This window comes from Rhodanobacter sp. BL-MT-08, assembly GCF_054161255.1.
Window position 1 is genome coordinate 3,647,026 of record NZ_CP167872.1, and the last position, 21,097, is coordinate 3,668,122.

17 protein-coding genes, 1 other RNA gene and 1 pseudogene are annotated in these 21,097 nt (G+C 64.8%); 3 read left to right on the forward strand and 16 right to left on the reverse strand.

Annotated features, from left to right (window positions below; all coding sequences use genetic code 11):
• Positions 1-155 precede the first annotated feature (155 nt).
• The 16 genes and pseudogenes from ftsZ to rsmI form a co-directional block, all read right to left on the reverse strand.
• On the reverse strand, positions 156-1,346 hold the full coding sequence (ftsZ, locus tag ACDK93_RS16250; protein WP_458070000.1) for a cell division protein FtsZ: 1,191 nt from the start codon (positions 1,344-1,346) through the stop codon (positions 156-158).
• Positions 1,347-1,478: 132 nt separating this feature from the next.
• On the reverse strand, positions 1,479-2,711 hold the full coding sequence (gene ftsA / locus ACDK93_RS16255; RefSeq protein ID WP_458070001.1) for a cell division protein FtsA: 1,233 nt from the start codon (positions 2,709-2,711) through the stop codon (positions 1,479-1,481).
• Between the two features lie 10 nt (positions 2,712-2,721).
• A complete protein-coding gene (locus ACDK93_RS16260) occupies positions 2,722-3,462 on the reverse strand; it encodes a cell division protein FtsQ/DivIB (protein ID WP_458070003.1) in 741 nt (246 codons plus the stop codon).
• Positions 3,463-3,650: 188 nt separating this feature from the next.
• Positions 3,651-4,574, reverse strand: a pseudogene (locus tag ACDK93_RS16265) (D-alanine--D-alanine ligase); the annotation flags it as partial.
• 14 nt (positions 4,575-4,588) lie between these two features.
• On the reverse strand, positions 4,589-6,031 hold the full coding sequence (gene murC, locus ACDK93_RS16270) for a UDP-N-acetylmuramate--L-alanine ligase (protein WP_458070005.1): 1,443 nt from the start codon (positions 6,029-6,031) through the stop codon (positions 4,589-4,591).
• The gene (gene murG / locus ACDK93_RS16275) at positions 6,028-7,101 is read right to left on the reverse strand and encodes an undecaprenyldiphospho-muramoylpentapeptide beta-N-acetylglucosaminyltransferase (RefSeq protein ID WP_458070007.1); all 1,074 of its coding nucleotides are present in this window, start codon (positions 7,099-7,101) and stop codon (positions 6,028-6,030) included. The genes murC and murG overlap by 4 nt, the downstream gene beginning before the upstream one ends.
• Positions 7,098-8,336 carry a putative lipid II flippase FtsW gene (gene ftsW, locus ACDK93_RS16280; protein ID WP_458072502.1) on the reverse strand — a complete coding sequence of 413 codons (1,239 nt, stop codon included), beginning with the start codon at positions 8,334-8,336 and terminating at the stop codon, positions 7,098-7,100. The genes murG and ftsW overlap by 4 nt, the downstream gene beginning before the upstream one ends.
• 265 nt (positions 8,337-8,601) lie before the next feature.
• Positions 8,602-9,702, reverse strand: a complete 1,101-nt coding sequence (mraY, locus tag ACDK93_RS16285; RefSeq protein WP_458070008.1) for a phospho-N-acetylmuramoyl-pentapeptide-transferase — start codon at positions 9,700-9,702, stop codon at positions 8,602-8,604.
• The gene (locus ACDK93_RS16290) at positions 9,692-11,080 is read right to left on the reverse strand and encodes a UDP-N-acetylmuramoyl-tripeptide--D-alanyl-D-alanine ligase (RefSeq protein WP_458070009.1); all 1,389 of its coding nucleotides are present in this window, start codon (positions 11,078-11,080) and stop codon (positions 9,692-9,694) included. Before ACDK93_RS16290 ends, mraY begins: the two co-directional genes overlap by 11 nt.
• Positions 11,077-12,552: a UDP-N-acetylmuramoyl-L-alanyl-D-glutamate--2,6-diaminopimelate ligase gene (locus ACDK93_RS16295; protein WP_458072504.1), complete on the reverse strand. Its 1,476-nt coding sequence runs from the start codon at positions 12,550-12,552 to the stop codon at positions 11,077-11,079. The genes ACDK93_RS16290 and ACDK93_RS16295 overlap by 4 nt, the downstream gene beginning before the upstream one ends.
• Before the next feature lie 26 nt (positions 12,553-12,578).
• Positions 12,579-14,402 carry a peptidoglycan D,D-transpeptidase FtsI family protein gene (locus tag ACDK93_RS16300; RefSeq protein WP_458070011.1) on the reverse strand — a complete coding sequence of 608 codons (1,824 nt, stop codon included), beginning with the start codon at positions 14,400-14,402 and terminating at the stop codon, positions 12,579-12,581.
• A complete protein-coding gene (gene ftsL, locus ACDK93_RS16305; RefSeq protein WP_458070012.1) occupies positions 14,402-14,671 on the reverse strand; it encodes a cell division protein FtsL in 270 nt (89 codons plus the stop codon). The genes ACDK93_RS16300 and ftsL overlap by 1 nt, the downstream gene beginning before the upstream one ends.
• The gene (rsmH, locus tag ACDK93_RS16310; RefSeq protein ID WP_458070014.1) at positions 14,668-15,624 is read right to left on the reverse strand and encodes a 16S rRNA (cytosine(1402)-N(4))-methyltransferase RsmH; all 957 of its coding nucleotides are present in this window, start codon (positions 15,622-15,624) and stop codon (positions 14,668-14,670) included. Before rsmH ends, ftsL begins: the two co-directional genes overlap by 4 nt.
• Positions 15,625-15,664: 40 nt before the next feature.
• Positions 15,665-16,111, reverse strand: a complete 447-nt coding sequence (gene mraZ / locus ACDK93_RS16315) for a division/cell wall cluster transcriptional repressor MraZ (protein ID WP_458070016.1) — start codon at positions 16,109-16,111, stop codon at positions 15,665-15,667.
• Between the two features lie 333 nt (positions 16,112-16,444).
• Positions 16,445-16,811, reverse strand: an RNA gene (gene rnpB / locus ACDK93_RS16320) — RNase P RNA component class A.
• Positions 16,812-16,982: 171 nt separating this feature from the next.
• Complete coding sequence (rsmI, locus tag ACDK93_RS16325) at positions 16,983-17,822, reverse strand: 16S rRNA (cytidine(1402)-2'-O)-methyltransferase (RefSeq protein ID WP_458070018.1); 840 nt, start codon at positions 17,820-17,822, stop codon at positions 16,983-16,985.
• Between the two features lie 81 nt (positions 17,823-17,903).
• Between rsmI and ACDK93_RS16330 the strand changes: the two genes are divergently transcribed.
• From ACDK93_RS16330 to ACDK93_RS16340, 3 genes are all read left to right on the forward strand, one after another.
• On the forward strand, positions 17,904-19,784 hold the full coding sequence (locus ACDK93_RS16330) for a penicillin-binding protein activator (RefSeq protein ID WP_458070019.1): 1,881 nt from the start codon (positions 17,904-17,906) through the stop codon (positions 19,782-19,784).
• A complete protein-coding gene (locus ACDK93_RS16335; protein ID WP_458070021.1) occupies positions 19,784-20,137 on the forward strand; it encodes a YraN family protein in 354 nt (117 codons plus the stop codon). The genes ACDK93_RS16330 and ACDK93_RS16335 overlap by 1 nt, the downstream gene beginning before the upstream one ends.
• 449 nt (positions 20,138-20,586) lie before the next feature.
• Positions 20,587-21,069: a hypothetical protein gene (locus ACDK93_RS16340; RefSeq protein WP_458070023.1), complete on the forward strand. Its 483-nt coding sequence runs from the start codon at positions 20,587-20,589 to the stop codon at positions 21,067-21,069.
• The last annotated feature ends 28 nt before the right edge of the window (positions 21,070-21,097 follow it).

The window sequence follows — 21,097 nt, forward strand, 5'->3', positions numbered from 1 at the left end:
AGGTCCGAACGTCTGGCCAGCAATACTTGGCACAAAAAAGCTGCCAAGCCGCCATTCTCAGCGCGTGCGGGCACGCGCAAAGAATGCGATCTCAGATGGACAGGCTAAACGGACGTTTGTTCAATTTTTCACGCCTCCTTAGCGAATCTTTTCAATCAGTCGGCCTGACGACGAAGAAATGCCGGAATATCGAGATAGTCGAAACCCGGTTCAGCACTCTTCGCTGGCGCACTGTTGGCATCGGTTCGGGCGTTGTGGCTGACGGCGGTAGTTTCCGGCTGAGCGTAGTCGACCACCTCGTTGCCGGTACCTGTGCGCAGCACAACCGGACGCGGACGCATCTGCACCTGCTGGGTTTCCACCATGCGCATCGGCTGACGCGAGGCGGCGGCGCGGTTCAGGCCTGTGGCGACCACGGTGACGCGGACGTCGTCCTTCATGTCCGGATCGAGCGAGGTACCGATCACCACGGTGGCGTCTTCGCTGGCGAAGTCGTGGATGATGCGGCCGATCTCGTCGAACTCGCGCATGGTCAGGTTGGTGCCGGCCGTCACGTTGACCAGGATGCCGCAGGCGCCGTTGAGGTTGACGTCCTCCAGCAGCGGGTTCTTGATCGCCGCTTCAGCGGCCGCCTGGGCACGATCGTCACCACGGGCGGTACCCGAGCCCATCATCGCCAGGCCCATTTCGGACATGACGGTGCGCACGTCGGCAAAGTCGACGTTGATCAGGCCTGGCGCCGTGATCAGATCCGCAATGCCCTGCACGGCGCCCTGCAGCACGTCATTGGCGGCCTTGAACGCGTTAAGCAGGGTCACGTCACGGCCCAGCACGCTGAGCAGCTTCTCGTTCGGCACGGTGATCAGTGAATCCACGTGCTGGGACAGATCCTCGATGCCCTTCAGCGCGACCTGCATGCGCCGACGGCCTTCGAACGGGAACGGCTTGGTGACCACCGCCACGGTGAGAATGCCCTTTTCCTTGGCCAGCTGCGCCACCACCGGCGCCGCGCCGGTGCCGGTACCGCCGCCCATGCCGGCGGTGATGAACACCATGTCGGCGCCTTCCAGCATGGCTTCGATGCGTTCACGATCTTCCAGCGCCGCCTGACGGCCGACTTCCGGATTGGCGCCGGCGCCGAGACCCTTGGTCACGTTGCCACCCAGCTGCAGGTGGGTACGCGAGCCGCAGCTGGTCATGGCCTGCGCGTCGGTGTTGGCGACGATGAATTCGACGCCTTCGATGTTGGCATTGAGCATGTGGGCCACGGCATTGCCGCCGCCACCGCCTACGCCGATGACTTTGATGACTGCATTTGGTGCGAGCTTATCGATGAGTTCAAACATTTCCCGTCCTCCTAAAGAGTTGTTGTCGTTGTAACCAGGGAACGCGACTCCGTGTCGGTCCATGGTGGTGGGCTGGTTCCTTCTGCCCTGGGTGACAACTCCATGCGTCACCCGGTAAAGCGTTTCTCAACCTCAAAAATTCTTGGTGATCCAGCCGCGCAGCTTGTCGACGAAACCGCCGACGCTGCCGCCAGACGGTCCGGCGACGCGCATGCCGCCGGCGCGCGCGCCATGTAGCAGCAGGCCCACCCCGGTGGAATGCAGGGGGCTGGCGACCACTTCGCCCAAACCGGTGATCTGCTGCGGCACGCCGATGCGTACCATCTTGTGGAAGATCTCTTCAGCCAGCTCCAGCGCGCCTTCCATCTTGGAAGCGCCGCCGGTCAGCACCACGCCGGCTGCGACCAGGCTTTCGTAGCCCGAGCGGCGCAGCTGGTCCTGCACCATCTCGAAGATTTCCTCGTAGCGCGCCTGCACGCTCTGCGCGAGCGACTGTCGGGCCAGACGACGCGGCGGGCGATCGCCGACGCTGGGCACCTGGATGGTTTCTTCCGCGTGCGCCAGACCGGTTTGGGCGCAGGCGTACTTGATCTTGATCTCCTCGGCGTGCGCGGTCGGCGTATGCACGCCGTAGGCGATATCGCTCGTCACCTGATCGCCGCCGATCGGCAGCGAGGCGGTGAAGCGGATCGAACCCTGCGTGTAGATCGCGATATCCGTTGTACCCGCGCCAATGTCGACCAGGCACACGCCCAGCTCGCGCTCGTCGTCGGTCAGCACGGCCTTGGCGCTGGCCAGCGCCGAGGGCACCAGCTCGTCGACCGAGAGCCCGCAGCGCTGGATGCACTTGGTGATGTTCTGCACCGCCGCAGCCGCGCCGGTGACCAGATGCACGTTGGCCTCCAGCCGCACGCCGCTCATGCCGACCGGTGAACGGATGCCGTCCTGGCCATCGATGCGATATTCCTGCGACTCCTTATAAAGGACCTTGCGATCGGCGGGGATCGCCACCGCGCTGGCCGCTTCCAGCACCTGCTCCAGATCGCCCGCCGTCACTTCGCGGTCGCGAATCGCCGCGTTGCCATGCGAGTTGCGGGTTTCCAGATGGCTGCCGGAAATGGAGGCGACCACCGAGCGGATGTCGCAGCCGGCCATCAGCTCGGCTTCTTCCACCGCGCGCTGGATCGAGTGCACGGTTGATTCGATGTCCACCACCGAGCCGCGCTTCATGCCGCGCGAGACGTGGGTGCCGATGCCGATGACGGTAATCGGCTCGCCGGGCTCGTACTCGCCCACGATGGCCACCACTTTCGAGGTGCCGATATCGAGGCCGACGACCAGCTGTTTATCATTACGCGGCTTCATAGGGAGATGCTCATATGCGGGTCGGGCCTCCAGCAGCGTGGGTGGCGATCGGCGGTTGCGGCCAGCGCACGGCAAATCCATTGGTGTAGCGAAGGTCGGCGTAGGCGAAGGCGTCGGTATGACCGGCCGTCATCTGCGGATAGACGTCGAGGAAGCGGCGCAGCCGGTGACCGGCCTGGTCGCGATCCCCGATGACGATCTGCGCGCCGGTCGCGGTGGTAACGCTCCAGCTGCCGCGCTCGGTCAGCGCCACGCCGGTGATATCCAGATGCGTACCGGCAAACGCCTTGTGCGTTTCGGCGTAGAAGCTCACCACCTCGGCCAGCCGCGCGTCCGGGCCGCTTAGTTTGGGCAGCGCGCTGGTGTCGTCGCTGTCCGGCGCATCGAAGACCAGACCCTGACGGCTGATCAGCTGTTTGTCGTTCCAGCGTGCGAACGGCTGACGCTCGTAGATGCGCAGCAGCAGCGTGTCCGGCCAGCGCTTGCGCGCCTGTACCGATTCCACCCACGGCAGCGCCGCGACCGCCTTCTGCACCGCATCGAGATCCAGCGCGAAAAAGCCCTTGCCCAGGCGCGGCAGCACCACCGCGCGCAACTCGTCGGGCGTAACGTGCTTGAACTCGGCCTGCACGGTGAGCTGGGTTACCGGCCAACGGTTGGCCGCAAACCACCCGCGCAGCACGCCGACGATCGGCAGCGCGACCAGCCCAATAGCCAGGCACCAGGCGACAAGGCGGACCGTACCCCTCATGTTTGACCTCCGGTGGAGGTCGGGGAACGGGGAACGGGGAGCGGGGACTGTGCCGGCTCATGCGAGCCGCCAGCTTTTGGCTCGATGGACGTCATGGGCGAAGCGGAATTCATGGCCTGCGGCGAACCGGATGTTCCCCGCCGGGCCACCTCGGGTGGTTCCCCAGTCCCCGTTCCCCGCTCCTTATCGAAGCTCGTCTCGAGGACACGCCAGCACAGCTCCTGATAATCGATGCCGGCTTCGGCCGCGGCCTTCGGCACCAGCGAGTGCGAGGTCATGCCTGGCGCGGTGTTCACTTCCAGCAGCCAGTTGCGGCCGGCGGCATCGCGCATCACGTCGACGCGGCCCCAGCCGCTGCAGGCCAGCGCATCGAAGGCGCGCAGCGAGAGGGCGCGCAGCTCCTGTTCGGCATCGCCTTCCAGCCCGGGGCAGATGTACTGCGTGTCGTCGGCGATGTATTTGGCGTTGTAGTCGTAGTACTCGCCCTTGGGCACGATGCGAATGCTGGCCAGCACCTGCCGATCGAGAATGCCGACGGTGAATTCGCCGCCGCCTTCGATCAGGGTCTCCATCATCAGGTCGCCCGGGTATTTGGCAGCCAGCGCCACGGCGGCATCCAGATCCTGCTCGTTGAACACGCGAGAGACGCCCACGCTGGAACCTTCCCAGGCCGGCTTCACCACCAGCGGAAAACCGATTTCGCGCGCCGCGGCGTGCATGTCGGCGCCGCGCGGCAGCGCCTTGAAGATCGGCGTGGGCAGACCGATCGCCTGCCACACCTGTTTGGCGCGAATCTTGTCCAGCGACAGCGCGGAACCAAGCACGCCCGAGCCGGTGAACGGCACGCCGAGCGACTGCAGCGCGCCCTGCAGCTCGCCGTTCTCACCGCCCGCGCCGTGGAGAATATTGAACACGCGGGCAAAGTGGCCTGCGCGCACGGCGTCGAGCAGCGCCGGAATGCCGTCGATCGCGTGTGCATCCACGCCGCGTGCCTTAAGCGCAGCAAGCACGCCGCGGCCGGAATCCAGCGACACCTCGCGCTCGGCCGAGCTGCCGCCCATCACCACGGCGACGCGACCGAACTGAGCGGGATCTGTGATTTTGTTAGGCATGCTTGCTGGCTGACTCATGATTTATGCGTCCTCAGTTCGCCGAGCTGCGAGAGCTCCAGCGCTGCGGCACCGATATCGCCCGCGCCCAGCAGCAGCAGCAGATCGCCGTCGCGCAGCAGGGTGGGCAGGGTGTCCTTGAATTCGCGCGGATGGTCGATCAGCACCGGATCGACCTTGCCGCGTGCGCGCACGGCGCGCGCCAGCGCGCGACCGTCGGCGCCGGCAATCGGCGTTTCGCCGGCGGGGTAGACGTCGGTCAGCACGAGCACGTCCGCCTCGGCCAGCACGTTGGCGAAGTCGTCCAGCAGATCGCGCGTGCGGCTGTAGCGGTGCGGTTGAAAACCCACCACCAGCCGGCGCTTCGGCCAGCCGCCGCGAGCCGCCTCGAACACCGCGGCCAACTCGCGCGGGTGATGCCCGTAGTCGTCGACCAGCAGCACGCTGCCCTTATCCAGCGCGATCTCGCCGCGCGGATGGAAGCGACGACCGACGCCCTGAAAGTGCTGGAGCGCGTGCGCCATCGCGTCGGCTTCGACACCGAGCTGCCAGCCGATGGTCACCGCGGCCAGCGCGTTCAGCACGTTGTGACGGCCCGGCAGATTGAGCTTCATCGGCACCGCGGCGTCGCGCCCCGGCAGCACGACGTCGAAATGCATCTCGAATCCGTGCTGGCTGATGTTGACCGCCCGAACGTCGGCGTCCGGCGTATCGATGCCGTAGGTCATCACGCGGCGCGTGGTGGTTTTGGCCAGCTCGGCCACTTCCTCGTCATCCACGCACAACACGGCCAGCCCGTAGAACGGCAACCGGTGCAGAAAATCGGCGAAGGCCTTTTTCACCTGCGCGAAATCGCCGCCGTAATTTTCGAGATGGTCGGCGTCGACGTTAGTCACCGCCGCGATCACCGGGGAGAGCAGCAGAAACGAGCCGTCGGACTCGTCCGCCTCGGCTACCAGATACTGGCCCGTGCCGAGGCGCGCGTTGGCGCCCGCTGCATTGAGCTGTCCGCCGATCACAAAGGTCGGATCGTAGCCCGCCTCGGCCAGCACGCTGGCGGTAAGACTGGTCGTGGTGGTCTTGCCGTGCGTGCCCGCGATGGCGATGCCGCGCCGAAAGCGCATCAGCTCGCCCAGCATTTCCGCGCGCGGAATCACCGGAACACGCACTGCGCGAGCCGCGACGAGCTCGGGATTTTCCTTGCCGATCGCGCTCGACGTCACCACCACGTCGGCGTCGCCGATATGTTCGGCCGCGTGGCCGACATGCACATGGATACCAAGCTGCTGCAGCCGCTGCGCCGTCGGCGAGTTGGCGCGATCGGAACCGGACACCGCGTAGCCGAGATTGTGCAGCACCTCGGCGATGCCGCTCATGCCGACGCCGCCGATGCCGATGAAGTGCACGCGACGAAACGTGCTCATCAGATCCTCGTGTGCATGCAGGCGACGCAGCGTCATGCGGCGACCTCCATGCAAGCACGCGCGATCACCTGCGCGGCGTCGGGTTTGGCCAGCGTGCGCGCCGCCACCGCCATTGCCGTCAGGCGAGTGCGGTCGTGCAGCAACGTCGAAAGCCGCTGCGCGAGCTGCTGCGCGTCGAGATCGCGCTCCTGAATCAGCTCCGCCGCGCCGATCGCCACCAGCGCTTCGGCGTTGTGCGTCTGATGGTCGTCCACCGCGTGCGGATACGGCACCAACAAAGCGCCCAGTCCGGCCGCGGTCAATTCGGCCAGCGTCAACGCGCCTGCGCGACACACGGCCAGATCGGCCCAGCCGTAGCTGCCGGCCATGTCGTCGATAAAGGGAACAACCTGCGCATCGACGCCAGCCTTTGTATAAGCATCACGCGCCTCGTCGAGGCCGCGGCTGCCGCACTGGTGCAGCACCTCCGGCCGCTCGGCCAGCGTGAGCTGCGCCAGCGCCTGCGGCACGGCGAGATTCAGCCCGCGCGCGCCCAAACTGCCGCCGAGCACCAGCAGCCGTGGCTTGCCCGAGCGAGTGCCGATACGCTGCGCGGGTTCGGGCAGCGAAGCAATGGCCGCGCGCACCGGATTGCCCACCCATTCCGCGTTCGGCAGCGCGTCGGCGAAGCCTGCCAACACGCGCTTTGCCAGACCCGCCAGCTGACGATTGGTGAAGCCGGCCACGCGATTCTGCTCGTGCACCAGCAGCGGCCGGCGCAGCAGCCACGCGGCCAGTCCGCCGGGGCCGGCAACATAGCCGCCCATCGACAGCACGCTGCGCGGCTTGATTTTCTGCAAGGTCACCAGCGAAGCGAAAAGCGCCCGCAGCAGCATCAGCGGCGCGAGCAGCCGCGTGCGCCATCCTTTGCCGCGCAGGCCGCCCACGGCGACGGTATGCAGCTCGATCTGATTGGCCGGCACCACCCTGGTTTCCATGCCGCCCACGGCACCTAGCCAGACGACCGGCACGCCCTGCGCGCGCAGGCATTCGGCCACGGCCAGTCCGGGGAAAATATGTCCGCCGGTGCCGCCGGCCATGATCAACACGGGCGAGTTGGCGGTCATGCAGCCAACGCCTCGGCCGGTCGAACGGCAGCATTGGCATCGGGCGCGGATACGGCCAACGACATGCGGTTGCGGACTTCGCGCGCATCGAGCGCGCGGTTGATTTCGAAGGTCGCGCGCAGCAGCACGCCGGCCATCGCGCAGGTCAGCGCCATCGACGAGCCGCCGTAGCTGATCAGCGGCAGGGTCAGGCCTTTGGTCGGCAGCGCGCCGAGGTTCACGCCCACCGATACGATCGCCTGCATCGCAATCATCAGCGAAATGCCGAAGGCCACGTAGCCGGCAAAGCGCTGGCCGATCTCCACGCCTTTCAGACCCAGATACAGACCGCGTCCCACCACGATCGCGAACAGGCCCATCACCAGCACCACACCGGCCATGCCCAGCTCTTCACCGATCACGGCGAAGATAAAGTCGGTATGCGCTTCAGGCAAATACGACAGCTTGAGCACGCTCGAACCCAGGCCAACGCCGGTCCACTCACCGCGGCCAATCGCCATCAGCGACTGGGTCAGCTGGAAACCGTCGTTGAAAGGATCCTTCCACGGATCAAGAAACGAGGTCAGCCGCTTCATTCGGTAGCTCTCGCCCGTCGCCGCGATATACAGCAGCGGCATCAGCGGCAGGCCCATCAGAAAGAGGAAGATCGGCCGCGCGCCGCCAAGCCAGACCATCGCAATGCTAACCGCGATCACCAGGGTGGCCGAGCCGAAGTCCGGCTGCGCAAGGAGCATCAGCACGATGATGCCGGCCACCGCAATCGGCTTGATCAGGCCCATGAAGCGCGTCTCGACGCTCTCGCGATGGCGCACCAGATAGCTGGCGATATAGATCACCAGAATCAGTTTCACCGCCTCGACCGGCTGAAAGCTGGTCACCAGCAGGTTCAGCCAGCGGCGCGCGCCGTTGATGCGCATGCCCAGATGCGGCACGAATACGGCGAGCAGCAGAATGAAAGCGAGCGCCAGCAGCGGAAAGGCGTACTTTTCGAACAGCTTCAGTTCCGTGCGCATCGCCATGCCGGCGGCGACCATGCCCACGGCAAGAAACAGCAGATGCTTCTTGAGGAAATAGAACTCGCCCAGGTGCTGGCTGTCGGCCACCGCGATCGAGCTCGACGTAACCATCACCACACCGACGCTTGCCAGCCCGATCAGGCCGATCAGCAACAGCATGTCGAAGCGGCCGCGTGGGCCTTCGCGGCGTTTGGCTTGCGTGTTGTCGAAGTCGAACATGGTGCCGGCCCTCATGACCCAATTACTCCGCGTTGCTTTGCGGTGGTCGTCAGATGGTGGAGTGGGCCGCAGGGCATGGTGGCGCCATGTTCAAGGACCAGTCCGCCGCATGGCGGCCACCGCAAAGCAACCCTTCGGGCCGGGTCGTTCTGCCCGCAGGCCTGCGTCATCGTTCGATCATGTATCGACATACATTCACTCACTCTTCCTTGTCCTGCGGGCAGAACGCTCCCGGCGCGACGCACTTGGGTCATGAGGGCCGGCACTAGCGCACCTTCAACGTGGCAAGACCGACAAGCACCAGCACGACGCTGATGATCCAGAAACGCACGATGACGCGGGGCTCCGGCCAGCCCTTCAATTCGAAGTGGTGGTGGATCGGCGCCATTCGGAAGATCCGTTTGCCGGTCATCTTGAAACTGGCGACCTGCAGCATCACCGACACCGTTTCCATGACGAACACGCCGCCCATGATGATCAGCACAATTTCTTGCCGCACGATCACCGCGACGCAGCCGAGCGCCGCGCCCATCGCCAGCGCGCCCACATCGCCCATGAAAACCTGCGCCGGATACGTGTTGAACCAGAGAAAACCCAGACCCGCACCCGCTAGCGCACCACAGAAAATCGCCAGCTCGCCCGCGCCGGGTATCGATGGAATGCCGAGGTATTCGGAGAACACCTTGTTGCCGGCCAGATACGCGAACACGCCCAGCGCACCGGAGACCAGCACCGTCGGCATGATCGCCAGACCGTCGAGCCCGTCGGTGAGATTCACCGCGTTGGAGAAACCGACGATCATGAAATACGTCAACACGATGAAGAACACACCCATCGGAATGACGACGTGCTTGAACACCGGCACATACAGCGCGGTTTCCGCGACGGGCAAGTTGCCGACCGCATGCGGCGCGCTGTAATAGAGAAACAGCGCTGCGCCGACGCCGAACACCGACTGCCAGAAATACTTCCAGCGGCTGGCCAGTCCACGGCTGTCCTTCAGTACCAGCTTGCGGTAATCGTCATAGAAGCCGATCGCGCCGTAGGCGATCATCACTGCCAGCACCGTCCACACATAGCGATTGTGCAGGTCGGCCCACAGCAGCGTGGCAACAGCGACGGACAGCAGCACCATCACGCCGCCCATCGTCGGCGTACCGGCCTTGATCAGATGGGTCTGCGGACCGTCCGTGCGAACCACCTGCCCGGCTTTCAGCGCACTCAGTTTACGAATCAGCGCCGGTCCGAACAGCAGCGACGTGGCCAGCGCGGTGAGCGCTGCCATGATCGTGCGGAAGGTGATGTACTGAAAAAGGTGCGGGGCAGTGAAATGCCGGGCCATCCAGTCCGAAAGTTCAAGCAACATCGGATGCCCTCCCCTTGCCGGTGTCTTGCTTGGGCATCTGATCGGCGTCGGCCAGGGCGGCCACGACCTGCTCCATACCGGCCGAGCGCGAGCCCTTGATCAGGCAGGTGACGCCTTCGTGCAACTGGGCTTTCAATGCAGAGATCAGCGAGGTCTGGTCGACAAAATGTTCGGCGCCGGCCCCGAACGCTTCGACGGTAGCGGCGTTCAGCGGACCCACGGCGAACACGCGCTCGACACCACGCTCGCGCGCACGCTGGCCAATGCCCGCATGCAGCGCGCGCGTGTCGGCGCCGAGTTCGGCCATGTCGCCGAGCACCAGCCAGCGCTCGCCGGTGGCCAGCAGCAGGGTATCGATGCCTGCAGCCATCGAACTGGGGTTGGCGTTGTAGCTGTCGTCGATCAGCGTCCAGCCGCCGCGCGTCGTGATGCGCCGCAGCCGCCCCGCAACGCCGCTGGCCTGTTCGAGGCCTGCGACGATGGTGTCCAGCGGAATATCCAGCGCCAGCGCAATCGATGCAGCGGCCAGCGCGTTGGCGATGTTGTGGCGACCGGGCAGCGGCAACCGGACCTCGGCATCGCCCTGCGGCGTGCTGAGCACGAAATGCGAGCCGGTGAGCGCCTGCTCGATGATGTCGGCGCCGACGTCCGAGGCATGATCCAGCCCGAAGCGCAGCACCCGACGCGAACCGGCCAGCCCGGCGAAAAAGCTGGCAAACGCGTCGTCGGCGTTGATGATCGCCACGCCGTCGGCCGGCAGCGCCTGATACAAGGCACCCTTGGTTTCCGCCACGCCTTCCACGCTGCCCATGCGCTCAAGATGCGCCGGCGCGATGAGCGTGATCAGGCCAACATCGGGCCGTGCGATGGCCGCCAGATAATCGATATCGCCCGGCTTGCCCGCGCCCATTTCCAGCACGGCGTATTGCGTGTCCTGCGGCATCGACAGCAGCGTCAGCGGCAGGCCCAGCTCGTTGTTGTAGTTGCCCGAGCTCACGTGCGTGCGGCCGTGCCGCGACAGAATCGACGCCGTCAGCGTCTTCACCGTGGTCTTGCCGTTGGATCCGGTAATGCCCACCACGCGGGCGTTGTGCCGCGCACGCGCGGCGCTGGCCAGGTCGCCCAGGGCCAGGGTCGCATCCTTCACCAGTACCTGCGGCAGCGGGCTGTCGATCACGCGCGTCACCAGCGCGGCAACCGCACCACGCGCCGCGGCGTCGGCGAGAAAGTCATGGCCGTCCACGTGCTCGCCCTTGATCGCAACGAACAGGTCACCCGGTGCAATCTTGCGGGTATCGATGGCCACGCCGTGGATGTCGGCATCGGCGCCAACCAGGCTGCCGTGGGTCCACATGGCGATAGCGCTCAGGCGCATCATGCGCGCGCCTCCCGGGTCAGCCGTTCCAGCGCTGCATGGGCGTTTGCCAGGTCGTCGAACGGACGCTTGCCGGCGGCGCCTTCCTGATAGGTTTCGTGTCCCTTGCCAGCGACGAGAACGACGTCGCCGGCGCGCGCGAGCTGAAGCGCCTGGGCGATCGCCTTGGCGCGATCGCGCTCGATGGCCATGGAACGAGCGGCATGCATGCCCTCAACAATCTGCGCCACGATGGCATCGCCGTCTTCACCGCGCGGGTTGTCGTCGGTGACGATGGCCACATCGGCCAGACGCGCGGCGATCTCGCCCATCAGCGGCCGCTTGCCGGCATCGCGCTCACCGCCGCAGCCGAACACGCAGATCAGCCGACCCGCGCAATGCGCGCGCAGTGCGTTCAGCGCCTGCTCCAGCGCATCGGGCGTGTGCGCGTAATCCACCACGACGAGCGGCATGCCGTGCACACCACCGAGCCGGCTCATGCGTCCGCTGACCGGCTGGAGGCTCTCGAGCGCGGCCACAATGCGGGCAAACGGTTCACCCAACGCACCAAGGCAAGCGGCTACGGTCAACAGATTGGCAACATTGAAACGTCCCAGCAAACGGCTGTTTACCGTGCGAATACCCCACGGAGTACGCAGCTGGAATACTAGGCCTTCGGCCGATGTCACCACGGTGCTGGCGACCACGTCGGCATCGCTAACGTCCGCGCTGCTCACACGAAGTGCCTGCACGCCAACGGGCAAGGTTGCCGCCAGATTGGCACCGAATGCATCGTCAATATTGATGACGGCCGACTGCAGACCCGGCCACGAAAACAGCTTGGCCTTAGCATCGCCGTAGGCCTCCATGCTGCCGTGATAGTCGAGATGATCGCGGGTGAGGTTGGTAAACCCCGCCACTTCGAAATCGACAGCCGACACGCGGCCCTGCGCCAGCGCGTGCGATGACACTTCCATTGCCACATGGCTGGCGCCGGCGTCCCGAAAGTCGGCCAGCTGCTGTTGCACGGTGATGGCATCGGGCGTGGTCCGCTCGCCTTCAAGCAGCTTGCCGTGCATGCCTGCGCCCAACGTACCGATGGTCGCCGTGCGATGGCCCAGAAAAGTCAGCGCCTGCGCCAACAGCTGTACGCAGGAAGTCTTGCCGTTGGTGCCGGTGATGCCGATCACGCGCATCGCTTCGGTGGGGCGATCGTAGAAGCGCGCCGCGATTTCGCCGACCTGATCGCGCAGACCGTCGATCCACAGCACCGGCACGTCCAGCGGCGCCACGTCGACCGCTGGCGCTTCGGCCAGCACCACCTGCGCGCCGCGCTGTACGGCGCTGGCGGCAAATTCGATGCCGTGGCCCTGCGTGCCGCGCAGCGCGAAGAAGGCATCGCCTCGACGCACACGCCGCGAATCCAGCGCAAGGCCGGAAACGACGATGCGCGCCGCGCCGCGCGCCTGCGCCACCTGCGCATCGGCAATACCCATCAGCAGCTGGTCGAGCTGGCCGGTGCTCATGGCGTATCCCCGCTATCGACCGGGGCTTCTTCGATGTTCGGCGCATCCGGCGCCTTATTGCCGATCAGCCCGTTCTGCTCCTGCATCGGGCCACCGACGTACCACCGGCCGATATTGTCCGGCGGAATATCGAGCAGGCGCAGCGCGCCATCCATCACCTTGGCGAATACCGGGCCGGACACTAGGCCGCCGTAGTAGCTTCCCTTCTTCGGATTGTCGATCACCACAGCAGCTACAAGCCGCGGATTGGTTGCCGGCACCATGCCAGCGAAGGCCGCGCCGTAGTTGTCCTTCGAATAGCCGCCGGCGGTCGCCTTGTGCGCCGTGCCGGTCTTTCCTGCCACCGTATAGTTGGCGATCCACGCGTAGGGCGCCGCGGTGCCGCCCGGCTGCGTGGTGGTTTCCAGCATGTCGATGAGTTCTTTGGCGATCTGCGGCTCGATGATCGTTTTGGCGTCGTTCTCACCGCCCTTGATGAAGGTCGGCGGATGCATCACGCCGCCGTCGGCGATCGTGGCGTAGGCGTTGGCCAGCTGCAGCACGGTCACGTTCAGACCGTAGCCGTAGCCGAGAATGGCCTTTTCGCGCAGACCCCAGGCGCTTCCGGGCTTGAGATGGCCGGAGGCTTCGCCGGGAAAGCCGCTGTTGGTGCTGGAACCGAAGCCGAACGCGCGGTAGGTGTCGTACATCAGGCCGGTGTCGAGGTCGGCGGCGATGTGTGCCGCGCCCACGTTGCTGGACTTGGTGATGATGCCGGTCGGCGTCAGCACGCCCCAGTTGTGCGTATCATGGATGTCGTGGCCGAGAAAAAACCAGTGTCCGCCGGTGGTGTCGATGAGCGGACGCGTCGGCGTGATCTTGCCGCTTGATAGTGCCGCCGCCATCAGGAACGGCTTGATCGTCGAGCCCGGCTCGAACACGTCGGTCATCGAGCGGTTGCGTCGATTGGCGGGCGGCGTGTTGGTCAGCGCATTCGGGTTGTAGGTCGGCAGGTTGACCATCGCCAACACTTCGCCGGTTTTGACGTCGAGGATCACCATCGAGCCGGAATCGGCGTTCGATTTTTCGATCGCCGCCTTCAACTCGCTGTAGGCGAGAAACTGCACGCGGCGATCGATGCTCAGGGTGAGGTTGCGGCCAGGCTGCGGTGCATGCACCTGTTCGACGTCTTCTACGATGTGGCCCATGCGATCGCGGATGACGCGCTTCTCGCCCGGCTTGCCGGACAGCCAGTCGTCGTACGCCAGCTCCAGACCCTCCTGCCCGTGATCGTCGATATTGGTGAAGCCGAGCACATGCGAGGTCACTTCGCCGGATGGATAAAAGCGGCGAAATTCGCGCTGGCCGTTGACGCCCGGAATACCCAGATCGAGCACCGCCTGGGCCGCCTCCGGCGACATCTGCCGACGCAGGTACAGGAATTCGCGATCGGAGCGCTGCTCGAGCTTGCCCTTCAGGTCGTCGGCATCCACGCCCAGCGCCTGCGCCAGCTGGGGAATGCGGTCTTCGTTGTCCAGTAATTCGGACGGATTGGCCCAGATCGACATCACCGGCGTCGACACCGCCAGCGGCTCGCCGTTGCGATCGAAAATCGTGCCGCGAGAAACGGGTATCGGCATCTCGCGCAGAAAGCGCGCATCGCCCTGGCGCTGATAGAACTGCTTGCCAATCACCTGCAGATCGAACGCGCGCGCCATCAAACCGATCGAGGCCAGCCCGAGCAGGCTGACCACCACGATCATGCGCTTGCCGACCACCGGACCACTGCCATGGCGGCGACCCTGCCGCGAAGTTGGCTGGCTCTGCTTGCGCGGCGCCATCAGTGCAGCAACCGGATGTCTTGCGGGCGCGGATTGACCATGCCCAGCTTCTGCCGCGCCTCGTCGTCGATGCGACGCGGTTCGGCGTAAGTGGCCTGCTCCAGTTCGAGCTTGCCGTATTCAATATTCAAGTCGTCGCGCTGGTTCTGCAGCGTCGTGAGAATAACGAACAGCACACGGCTCTCATGCCGCGTCCACACCACGCCGAGCGCGCTGCCCAGCACGGCCGCCAGCAGGACCAGCATGATGAATGTGCCGACAGCCTTCATGCGTAGCCCTCGACCGACGGAACCTGGTCGGCCAGCTTTTCCGCCACGCGCAGCACCGCGGAACGCGAACGTGGATTGGCGGCGAGCTCCGCATCGGATGGAAACCGCGCCTTGCCGACAGCCACCAGCCTTGCGGCAACCGCCATCACAGGGGGACCCCGGCGGCTGTTCTGCACGCGACCGGAATGATCGCGGATGAACGTTTTCACCGCGCGGTCTTCCAGCGAATGAAAGCTGATCACCGACAAGCGACCGCCCGGACGCAGCCGCTCCAGCGCGGCGTTCAAACCGTGCTGCAACGAGTCGAGCTCACCGTTGACGTGGATGCGCAGCGCCTGAAAGCTGCGCGTCGCCGGATGCTTGCCCGGCTCGCGCCGGCCGACGATGCGCTCAATCAATGACGCCAGCTGACCGGTGCGGGTAAACGGCTTCGCGTCACGGTCTTCGACGATCGCTCGCGCAATGCGGCGGCTGTGCCGCTCTTCGCCGAAGTTCCACAGCACGTCGGCAATTTCACGATCGGTTGCGCTGGCCAGAAAGTCCGCCGCGCTTTCGCCCTGCGTGGTGTCCATGCGCATGTCCAGCGGCGCATCGGCCATGAAGCTGAAGCCGCGCGCAGCCTCGTCGAGCTGCGGCGAGGACACGCCCAGATCGAGCAGCACGCCGTCCAGACCTTCGATGGTTTCGTCCCATTCGACCAGCGAGGAAAAATTGGCATGCCGAATCGATACGCGCGGGTCGGCGGCAAACTCAGCCTGCGCGGCGGCGATAGCCTGCGGATCGCGATCCATCAGCAGCAGCCGGCCGTGCGCATCGAGACGCGACAGCACGGCGCGGGCGTGACCGCCGCGTCCGAACGTACCATCGAGATAGCGTCCCCCAGACTGCACCGACAGCCCCTCCACCGCTTCATCCAGCATCACCGGGATGTGCCGCAATTGCTGCTCGGCCATGTGCACTCCCGCTCCCATCCTGCGTCTGTTGCTGCACCCGTCAAAGGCGCAGATCTGCCATCTGTTCGGTAACGTCGTCCTCACCAATGGTTTGGCGAATCTTGGCGAGATGCGCCTGTTCGCTCCAAAGCTCGAATTTGTTGCCCATGCCCAGCAGCACGGCTTTTTTCTCGATGCCGGCCGCGGTGCGCTGGCTGGCCGGCAGCAGAATGCGCGCCGCGCCGTCCGGCTCGACTACCGTCGCTGCACCGACCAGCTTCATCTGCATGTCGCGATGCGCCGCCTTGACCTTGGGCAGCGCGTTGACCTGATCGCGCACCTGCTCCCACTCCGCGTACGGAAACAGCCACAGGCAGCCCGACTCGAAGGGGTTGTAGGTGATCACCAGCCGATTGGCGCACTCGCCCGCGACCTGGTCCCGATACGCGGTCGGGATGGCCAGGCGGCCCTTGTCGTCGACGGTGATGGCGGTCTCGCCCTGGAACACGATGCATAGACTCCACTAAAACCCACAATTTCACACGTGAACCCACGATAGTCTCGCGACATGAGACTGTCAAGGAAATTTCGCTTGTGAATCAAGGAGAAAGGCGAGTTTGTGTTCGTAATTCCAGCGCTTTCTTACAAACCTCTGCAAGGTGCTTGAATACAGAGGTTTTTTCGAAAATACAGGCGCTGTCAGTCGGTGCTTTCCGCCCCGCGAGGGGAGTAAATCCACGCGGAAGAGCGCAAACACCTGAATCGAAAGGACGTGAGGGTGTCCACCCGCACTTTCCCACCGACAGGGCCTGGGGCCATGCCGGTGGGAAAACCTGCGAAGAGGTGGAGTCGGCCTGTAAGCCGGGTTCTGTACGTCTTGCGACGCGACAGTCATTCCTCTCGGCCAGACGTCACCGTCTGGCTCCAGCAACCTACCCGGGAACAACGCGGGCCGCGTTATCGTTCCCCTATTTGGTCTTGCTCCGAGTGGGGTTTACCGTGCCGTACGACGTTAGCCCCGTACGCGGTGCGCTCTTACCGCACCCTTTCACCCTTACCACGCGCATCCGGAGATGCCGTTCGGCGGTCTGCTCTCTGTTGCACTGGCCGTCAGCTCACGCTGCCCAGGCGTTACCTGGCACTCTGCCCTGCGGAGCCCGGACTTTCCTCGATACGCTTGCGCGCGACGCGACTGTCCGGCCGACTCCGTGGCGGAGTATAGGGGAAGCCGGCTCGAAGAGCGGCGCGCGACATGCGAACACGAAACGTAGGTTGGCGGTGAGCGTCAGCGAACCCCAACATTTTCGGCGAAACAAGTACTTGTTGGGGTTCGCTGGCGCTCACCACCAACCTACGCGCAGGCTTAGGTTGCACCTTGCCTATTCCGCACTCCCCGCCTGATAAAGCAGCTTGCGCGGAGCCCCGCTGATCACCGCCGCCAGCTTGGCCGCCTTCGCCGGCGGCAGCTCATCGCGCAAAATGGCAAACACGCGCTGACCTTCGGCCAGTTTGGCATCGGCTTCCTCACCGCGGCCAGCCACCAGAATCACGTGCTCGCCGCGCTGCTGATCGGGATCGGCAACCACCTTCGCCGCCAGATCCTTCAGCGGTTCGCCGATGACCGTCTCGAACATCTTTGTCAGCTCGCGCGCCAGCACCGCCTCGCGCTCGCCGCCGAAAATATCGCGCATGTCGGCCAGACTTTCGGCCACACGATGAGAGGACTCATAAAAGATGACCGTGCGCGCATCACCGGCCAGCTCCTGCAGGCGCGCGCGCCGTGCGGCCGCCTTGGCCGGCAGAAAACCCTCAAATACAAAACGATCGCTGGGCAGACCAGCCACCGAAAGGGCCGCAATCGCCGCGCAGGCGCCGGGCACGGGAATGCAGCGCACACCCGCCGCACGCGCCGCGCGAACCAGGCGAAAACCGGGGTCGCTGATCAGCGGCGTGCCGGCGTCGGAAATCAGCGCCACCGAATCACCGCCCAGCAGCCGGCGCACGATGGCATCGACCGCATCGCGCTCGTTGTGCTCGTGCAGCGCGATCAGCGGCGTATCGATGCCGTGATGTACCAGCAGCGGACGGCTATGCCGCGTATCCTCCGCCGCAATCACCGCCACGGCGCGAAGCGTCTCGATGGCCCGCGCGGAAAAGTCGTCACGATGGCCGATAGGCGTCGCCACCACCCAAAGGCTGCCTGGCTGAACTGATGACATCGGAGAACTCCTACGCCGCGAGCCGGCAAGTTGATCGGCTATGATCGCGCATTGCCGACCATGACGATCAAGGGATTTCTCATGCGCCTCATGCGCCCCACGCGCGCCGCTGCGATCGGACTGCTTGTTTCACTGGCCCTGAACGGCTGCGTGCCGGGCAACGTGCAGCCTTCCTCGACCGATGTCGTCGCCGAACAGAGCGCCGCGGCGCTGGCCAACCAGGGTCAGTTCGATCAGGCGGCACAGGCCTATCTCACGCTGGCCGGGCAATCATCCGGCAACGCCGATCACTATCGCCTGCTTGCCGCCGAGGCATGGCGACAGGAAGGTCAGATTCAGCAGGCGGCGCCGACGCTGGCGTTGATCAAGCGCGACCGACTTTCGGGCAACGAGCCGCTGCGCCTCGATCTTCTGCGCGCCGAGCTCGCCCTGAGCCAGCATGACGCCGCGACCGCCCTTCAGCTCACCGCCCAGGTCAACGTGGCGGTGCCGCCGGAATTTCAGCTGCGCCTGCTGGAGTTGCGCGCACGTGCGATGACCGACAGCGGTGATTACTGGGGCGCGGCGCGTACACGCGTGCAGATGGATGATCAGCTCACCGGCATCGATCACTCGCAGAACCGCAAGCAGATCCTCGATCTGCTCGGCAAAGTGGGCGTGGAGCCTTTGAAACAGCGCGCCGCCGCCATGAAACCGAGCGACCGCATGCTGACCTGGGTCAACGAAGCGCTCGCACAGCTCGGCGTGGCCGTGGCTCGACCGCAGCCATCGCTGCAGCAGCCGGTGGGCACCTTGTTGCCGGGCGCCGATGCGAACGTACGCGAGGGCTACAAGGTCCCGCAGCAAATTGCCCTGCTCCTGCCCGGCGACGGCAACTTTGCCGCCGCGAGCGAATCGGTGCGCGAAGGGTTTTTCGCTGCCTACATCGACGCCGGCCACAATCACGCCCCGCGCCCCAGCGTGCGCGTCTACAACAGCCACGGCACCGCCGACGGCGCGGTGAAGGGCTATCAGCAAGCGGTCACAGACGGCGCGCAACTGGTCGTCGGGCCACTCACGCGCGGCGAAGTCGCCGCCGTGTTCAGCCAGAAAAGCCTGCCGGTGCCGCTACTCGCGCTGAACCATCCCGACGACAAGCAGTTGCCCGGCAATGACACCAGCGAATTCGGACTGCTCCCCGAGACCGAGGGGGCACAGGCGGCCGACCATATCGTCGAGCGCGGCCTGAAGCATGCCTACGTGCTGGTGTCCGGCGACGACTTCGCCCAGCGCGCGGCCGGTGCGTTCAAGGCCGAATTCACGGCGCGCGGTGGCCAGATCGTCAACATGACGACATTGACCACATTCACCAGTGCGCTGGCCGGCATCAGCTTCGACAACGCGCCCAGCGATGCGGCCATTTTCATCAGCATGCGCCCGAATCAGGCACGCCTGCTGATTCCGCAGCTGGCCGTTGCCAACGTGCACCTGCCGGTATTCGCCACCTCGCATATCTACGAAGGTAGCGACGACGCCGCAACCAATCGCGACCTGGAGGGCGTGGAATTTTCGGACGCGCCCTGGCTTTTCAATGCACAGCCGGGCCTGCCCGATCACGACGGCATCGCGACACAGCTGCCCGCGGCACAGGGCAGCGCCGCGCGCCTGTTCGCCTTCGGCATGGATGCGTGGAATCTGGTGCCGTATCTCGACTGGCTGCGCGCGCACCCCGGCAGCTACCTGCCGGGCGCCAGCGGCCAGCTTACCGCGGACCAATTCGGCCGCGTTCGCCGCGTGCTGATCTGGGCCAAATTCCAGGACGGTCTGGCTCGACCGATCGGAGGAAGCCTGCAGATGGATGACGTGCCATCGGCGGCGCCACCCGCCGGAGATCCGGTGAATTTCCCGGCCGACAGCGCCGCCCCCGCCGGCGCTGCCAGTAGCGCAGCGCCGGCCACGACGAGCCAACCTGCCGGCCACTGATGCGCGCCCTTGGGGATGTTTTCGAGCTGCGCGCCTGCGCCGAGCTGGAACGCGCCGGCCTGAAACTGCTCGATCGCAGTTACAACACGCGTTTTGGCGAGCTCGATCTGGTCATGTGCGACGGCGAAATCGTCGTCTTCGTGGAAGTGCGCTATCGAAAACACGCATCGCACGGCACGGCCGCGGAGTCCGTCACGGCCAGCAAAAGGCTGAAGCTGATCAAAGCCGCAGAGCTGTGGCTGGCGGCGCATCCGAAAAAGTCCGATGCCAGTTGCCGCTTCGATGTCATAACCTTCGATGGGCCTGTGGACGAGGCTCGATACGCCTGGCTGCGCGGCGCATTTGAGACCTGATCGATATAACGGATATATAACGCTAGCTTTATGTAATTCCTTGCGGCAGAATCAATTTAAGCATTGTTCAGGGTACTTCCCTGTTAACTCGGAGGTCGACAGTTCCAAGCTGTTGATTTCCAAACACAATAGTTTTTGTGGCGTTGTTTTGCGGCGGCTAGATGCCTGCCGGGGGGCAGTGGAATGGAGTCAGAAAGTTTTGCAGGGCGGAGGCCAAGTCCTCCGCGGCAACGGTGCCGAGTCGTAGGGAATAACCCTACAACTGTTTCAGCTTATTCCCGTCACCCTTCGCTGACGCGGGCCGTATTGGCACGGCGACCACTTACTTATGCTTCACCGCCGCGACCAAGCGCAGTGGCGCACATCGCTGTGCGCCATGGTTTTGCAATGCCCCCATAGCTGACTGCCCGCCCTACTCATTTCCTTTCAACACTATTTGCGAGCGCGATGTGAATAAGGTCTTTTCAACCATCGCCATGATTGGCATCCCGCTGGCTCTGACTTTTGCACTCGCCGGCTGTGGAACGCCCGCGGCAAAGGACTTCGGCGGGTCCTGGAAACCGGTGAACCGCTTTCAGGACCAGACCACCGAAATTCCGCTGGCGCAGGCCTACACCTTCTACGCCTCGCCGATGGACGGCACGCTGAAAACCATGCTGACGCGTTGGTCGAAAGATACCGGCATGACGCTCTCTTACCAGCTCATGTCCGACTACACGCTCTACAAGCCTGTCGCCCAGATCCGCACACGCGATGTTCGATCCGCCGCCGCCGAGCTCAGCTCGATTTACGGTGCCGAGGGCATTCTCGTCACCGTCAATGACAAGCAGATCCTGGTCACCGTCGCCAATGTCTCCAGGCGGGACGCCTCGGAAACTAAGGCCGGGTCAAGCCCGATAAATCCGGCAGCTGCCACGGGCAGCAAGCCATGAAAACAAACCCTCACTCTGCCGCCGACCG

What these genes read in the sequence shown, in the direction of transcription:
- ftsZ (WP_458070000.1), bottom strand. Translation starts at nt 1,346, where the DNA reads ATGTTTGAACTCATCGATAAGCTCGCACCAAATGCAGTCATCAAAGTC.
- ftsA (WP_458070001.1), bottom strand. Translation starts at nt 2,711, where the DNA reads ATGAAGCCGCGTAATGATAAACAGCTGGTCGTCGGCCTCGATATCGGC.
- ACDK93_RS16260 (WP_458070003.1), bottom strand. Translation starts at nt 3,462, where the DNA reads ATGAGGGGTACGGTCCGCCTTGTCGCCTGGTGCCTGGCTATTGGGCTG.
- murC (WP_458070005.1), bottom strand. Translation starts at nt 6,031, where the DNA reads ATGACGCTGCGTCGCCTGCATGCACACGAGGATCTGATGAGCACGTTT.
- murG (WP_458070007.1), bottom strand. Translation starts at nt 7,101, where the DNA reads ATGACCGCCAACTCGCCCGTGTTGATCATGGCCGGCGGCACCGGCGGA.
- ftsW (WP_458072502.1), bottom strand. Translation starts at nt 8,336, where the DNA reads ATGTTCGACTTCGACAACACGCAAGCCAAACGCCGCGAAGGCCCACGC.
- mraY (WP_458070008.1), bottom strand. Translation starts at nt 9,702, where the DNA reads ATGTTGCTTGAACTTTCGGACTGGATGGCCCGGCATTTCACTGCCCCG.
- ACDK93_RS16290 (WP_458070009.1), bottom strand. Translation starts at nt 11,080, where the DNA reads ATGATGCGCCTGAGCGCTATCGCCATGTGGACCCACGGCAGCCTGGTT.
- ACDK93_RS16295 (WP_458072504.1), bottom strand. Translation starts at nt 12,552, where the DNA reads ATGGGTATTGCCGATGCGCAGGTGGCGCAGGCGCGCGGCGCGGCGCGC.
- ACDK93_RS16300 (WP_458070011.1), bottom strand. Translation starts at nt 14,402, where the DNA reads ATGGCGCCGCGCAAGCAGAGCCAGCCAACTTCGCGGCAGGGTCGCCGC.
- ftsL (WP_458070012.1), bottom strand. Translation starts at nt 14,671, where the DNA reads ATGAAGGCTGTCGGCACATTCATCATGCTGGTCCTGCTGGCGGCCGTG.
- rsmH (WP_458070014.1), bottom strand. Translation starts at nt 15,624, where the DNA reads ATGGCCGAGCAGCAATTGCGGCACATCCCGGTGATGCTGGATGAAGCG.
- rsmI (WP_458070018.1), bottom strand. Translation starts at nt 17,822, where the DNA reads ATGTCATCAGTTCAGCCAGGCAGCCTTTGGGTGGTGGCGACGCCTATC.
- ACDK93_RS16330 (WP_458070019.1), top strand. Translation starts at nt 17,904, where the DNA reads ATGCGCCTCATGCGCCCCACGCGCGCCGCTGCGATCGGACTGCTTGTT.
- ACDK93_RS16335 (WP_458070021.1), top strand. Translation starts at nt 19,784, where the DNA reads ATGCGCGCCCTTGGGGATGTTTTCGAGCTGCGCGCCTGCGCCGAGCTG.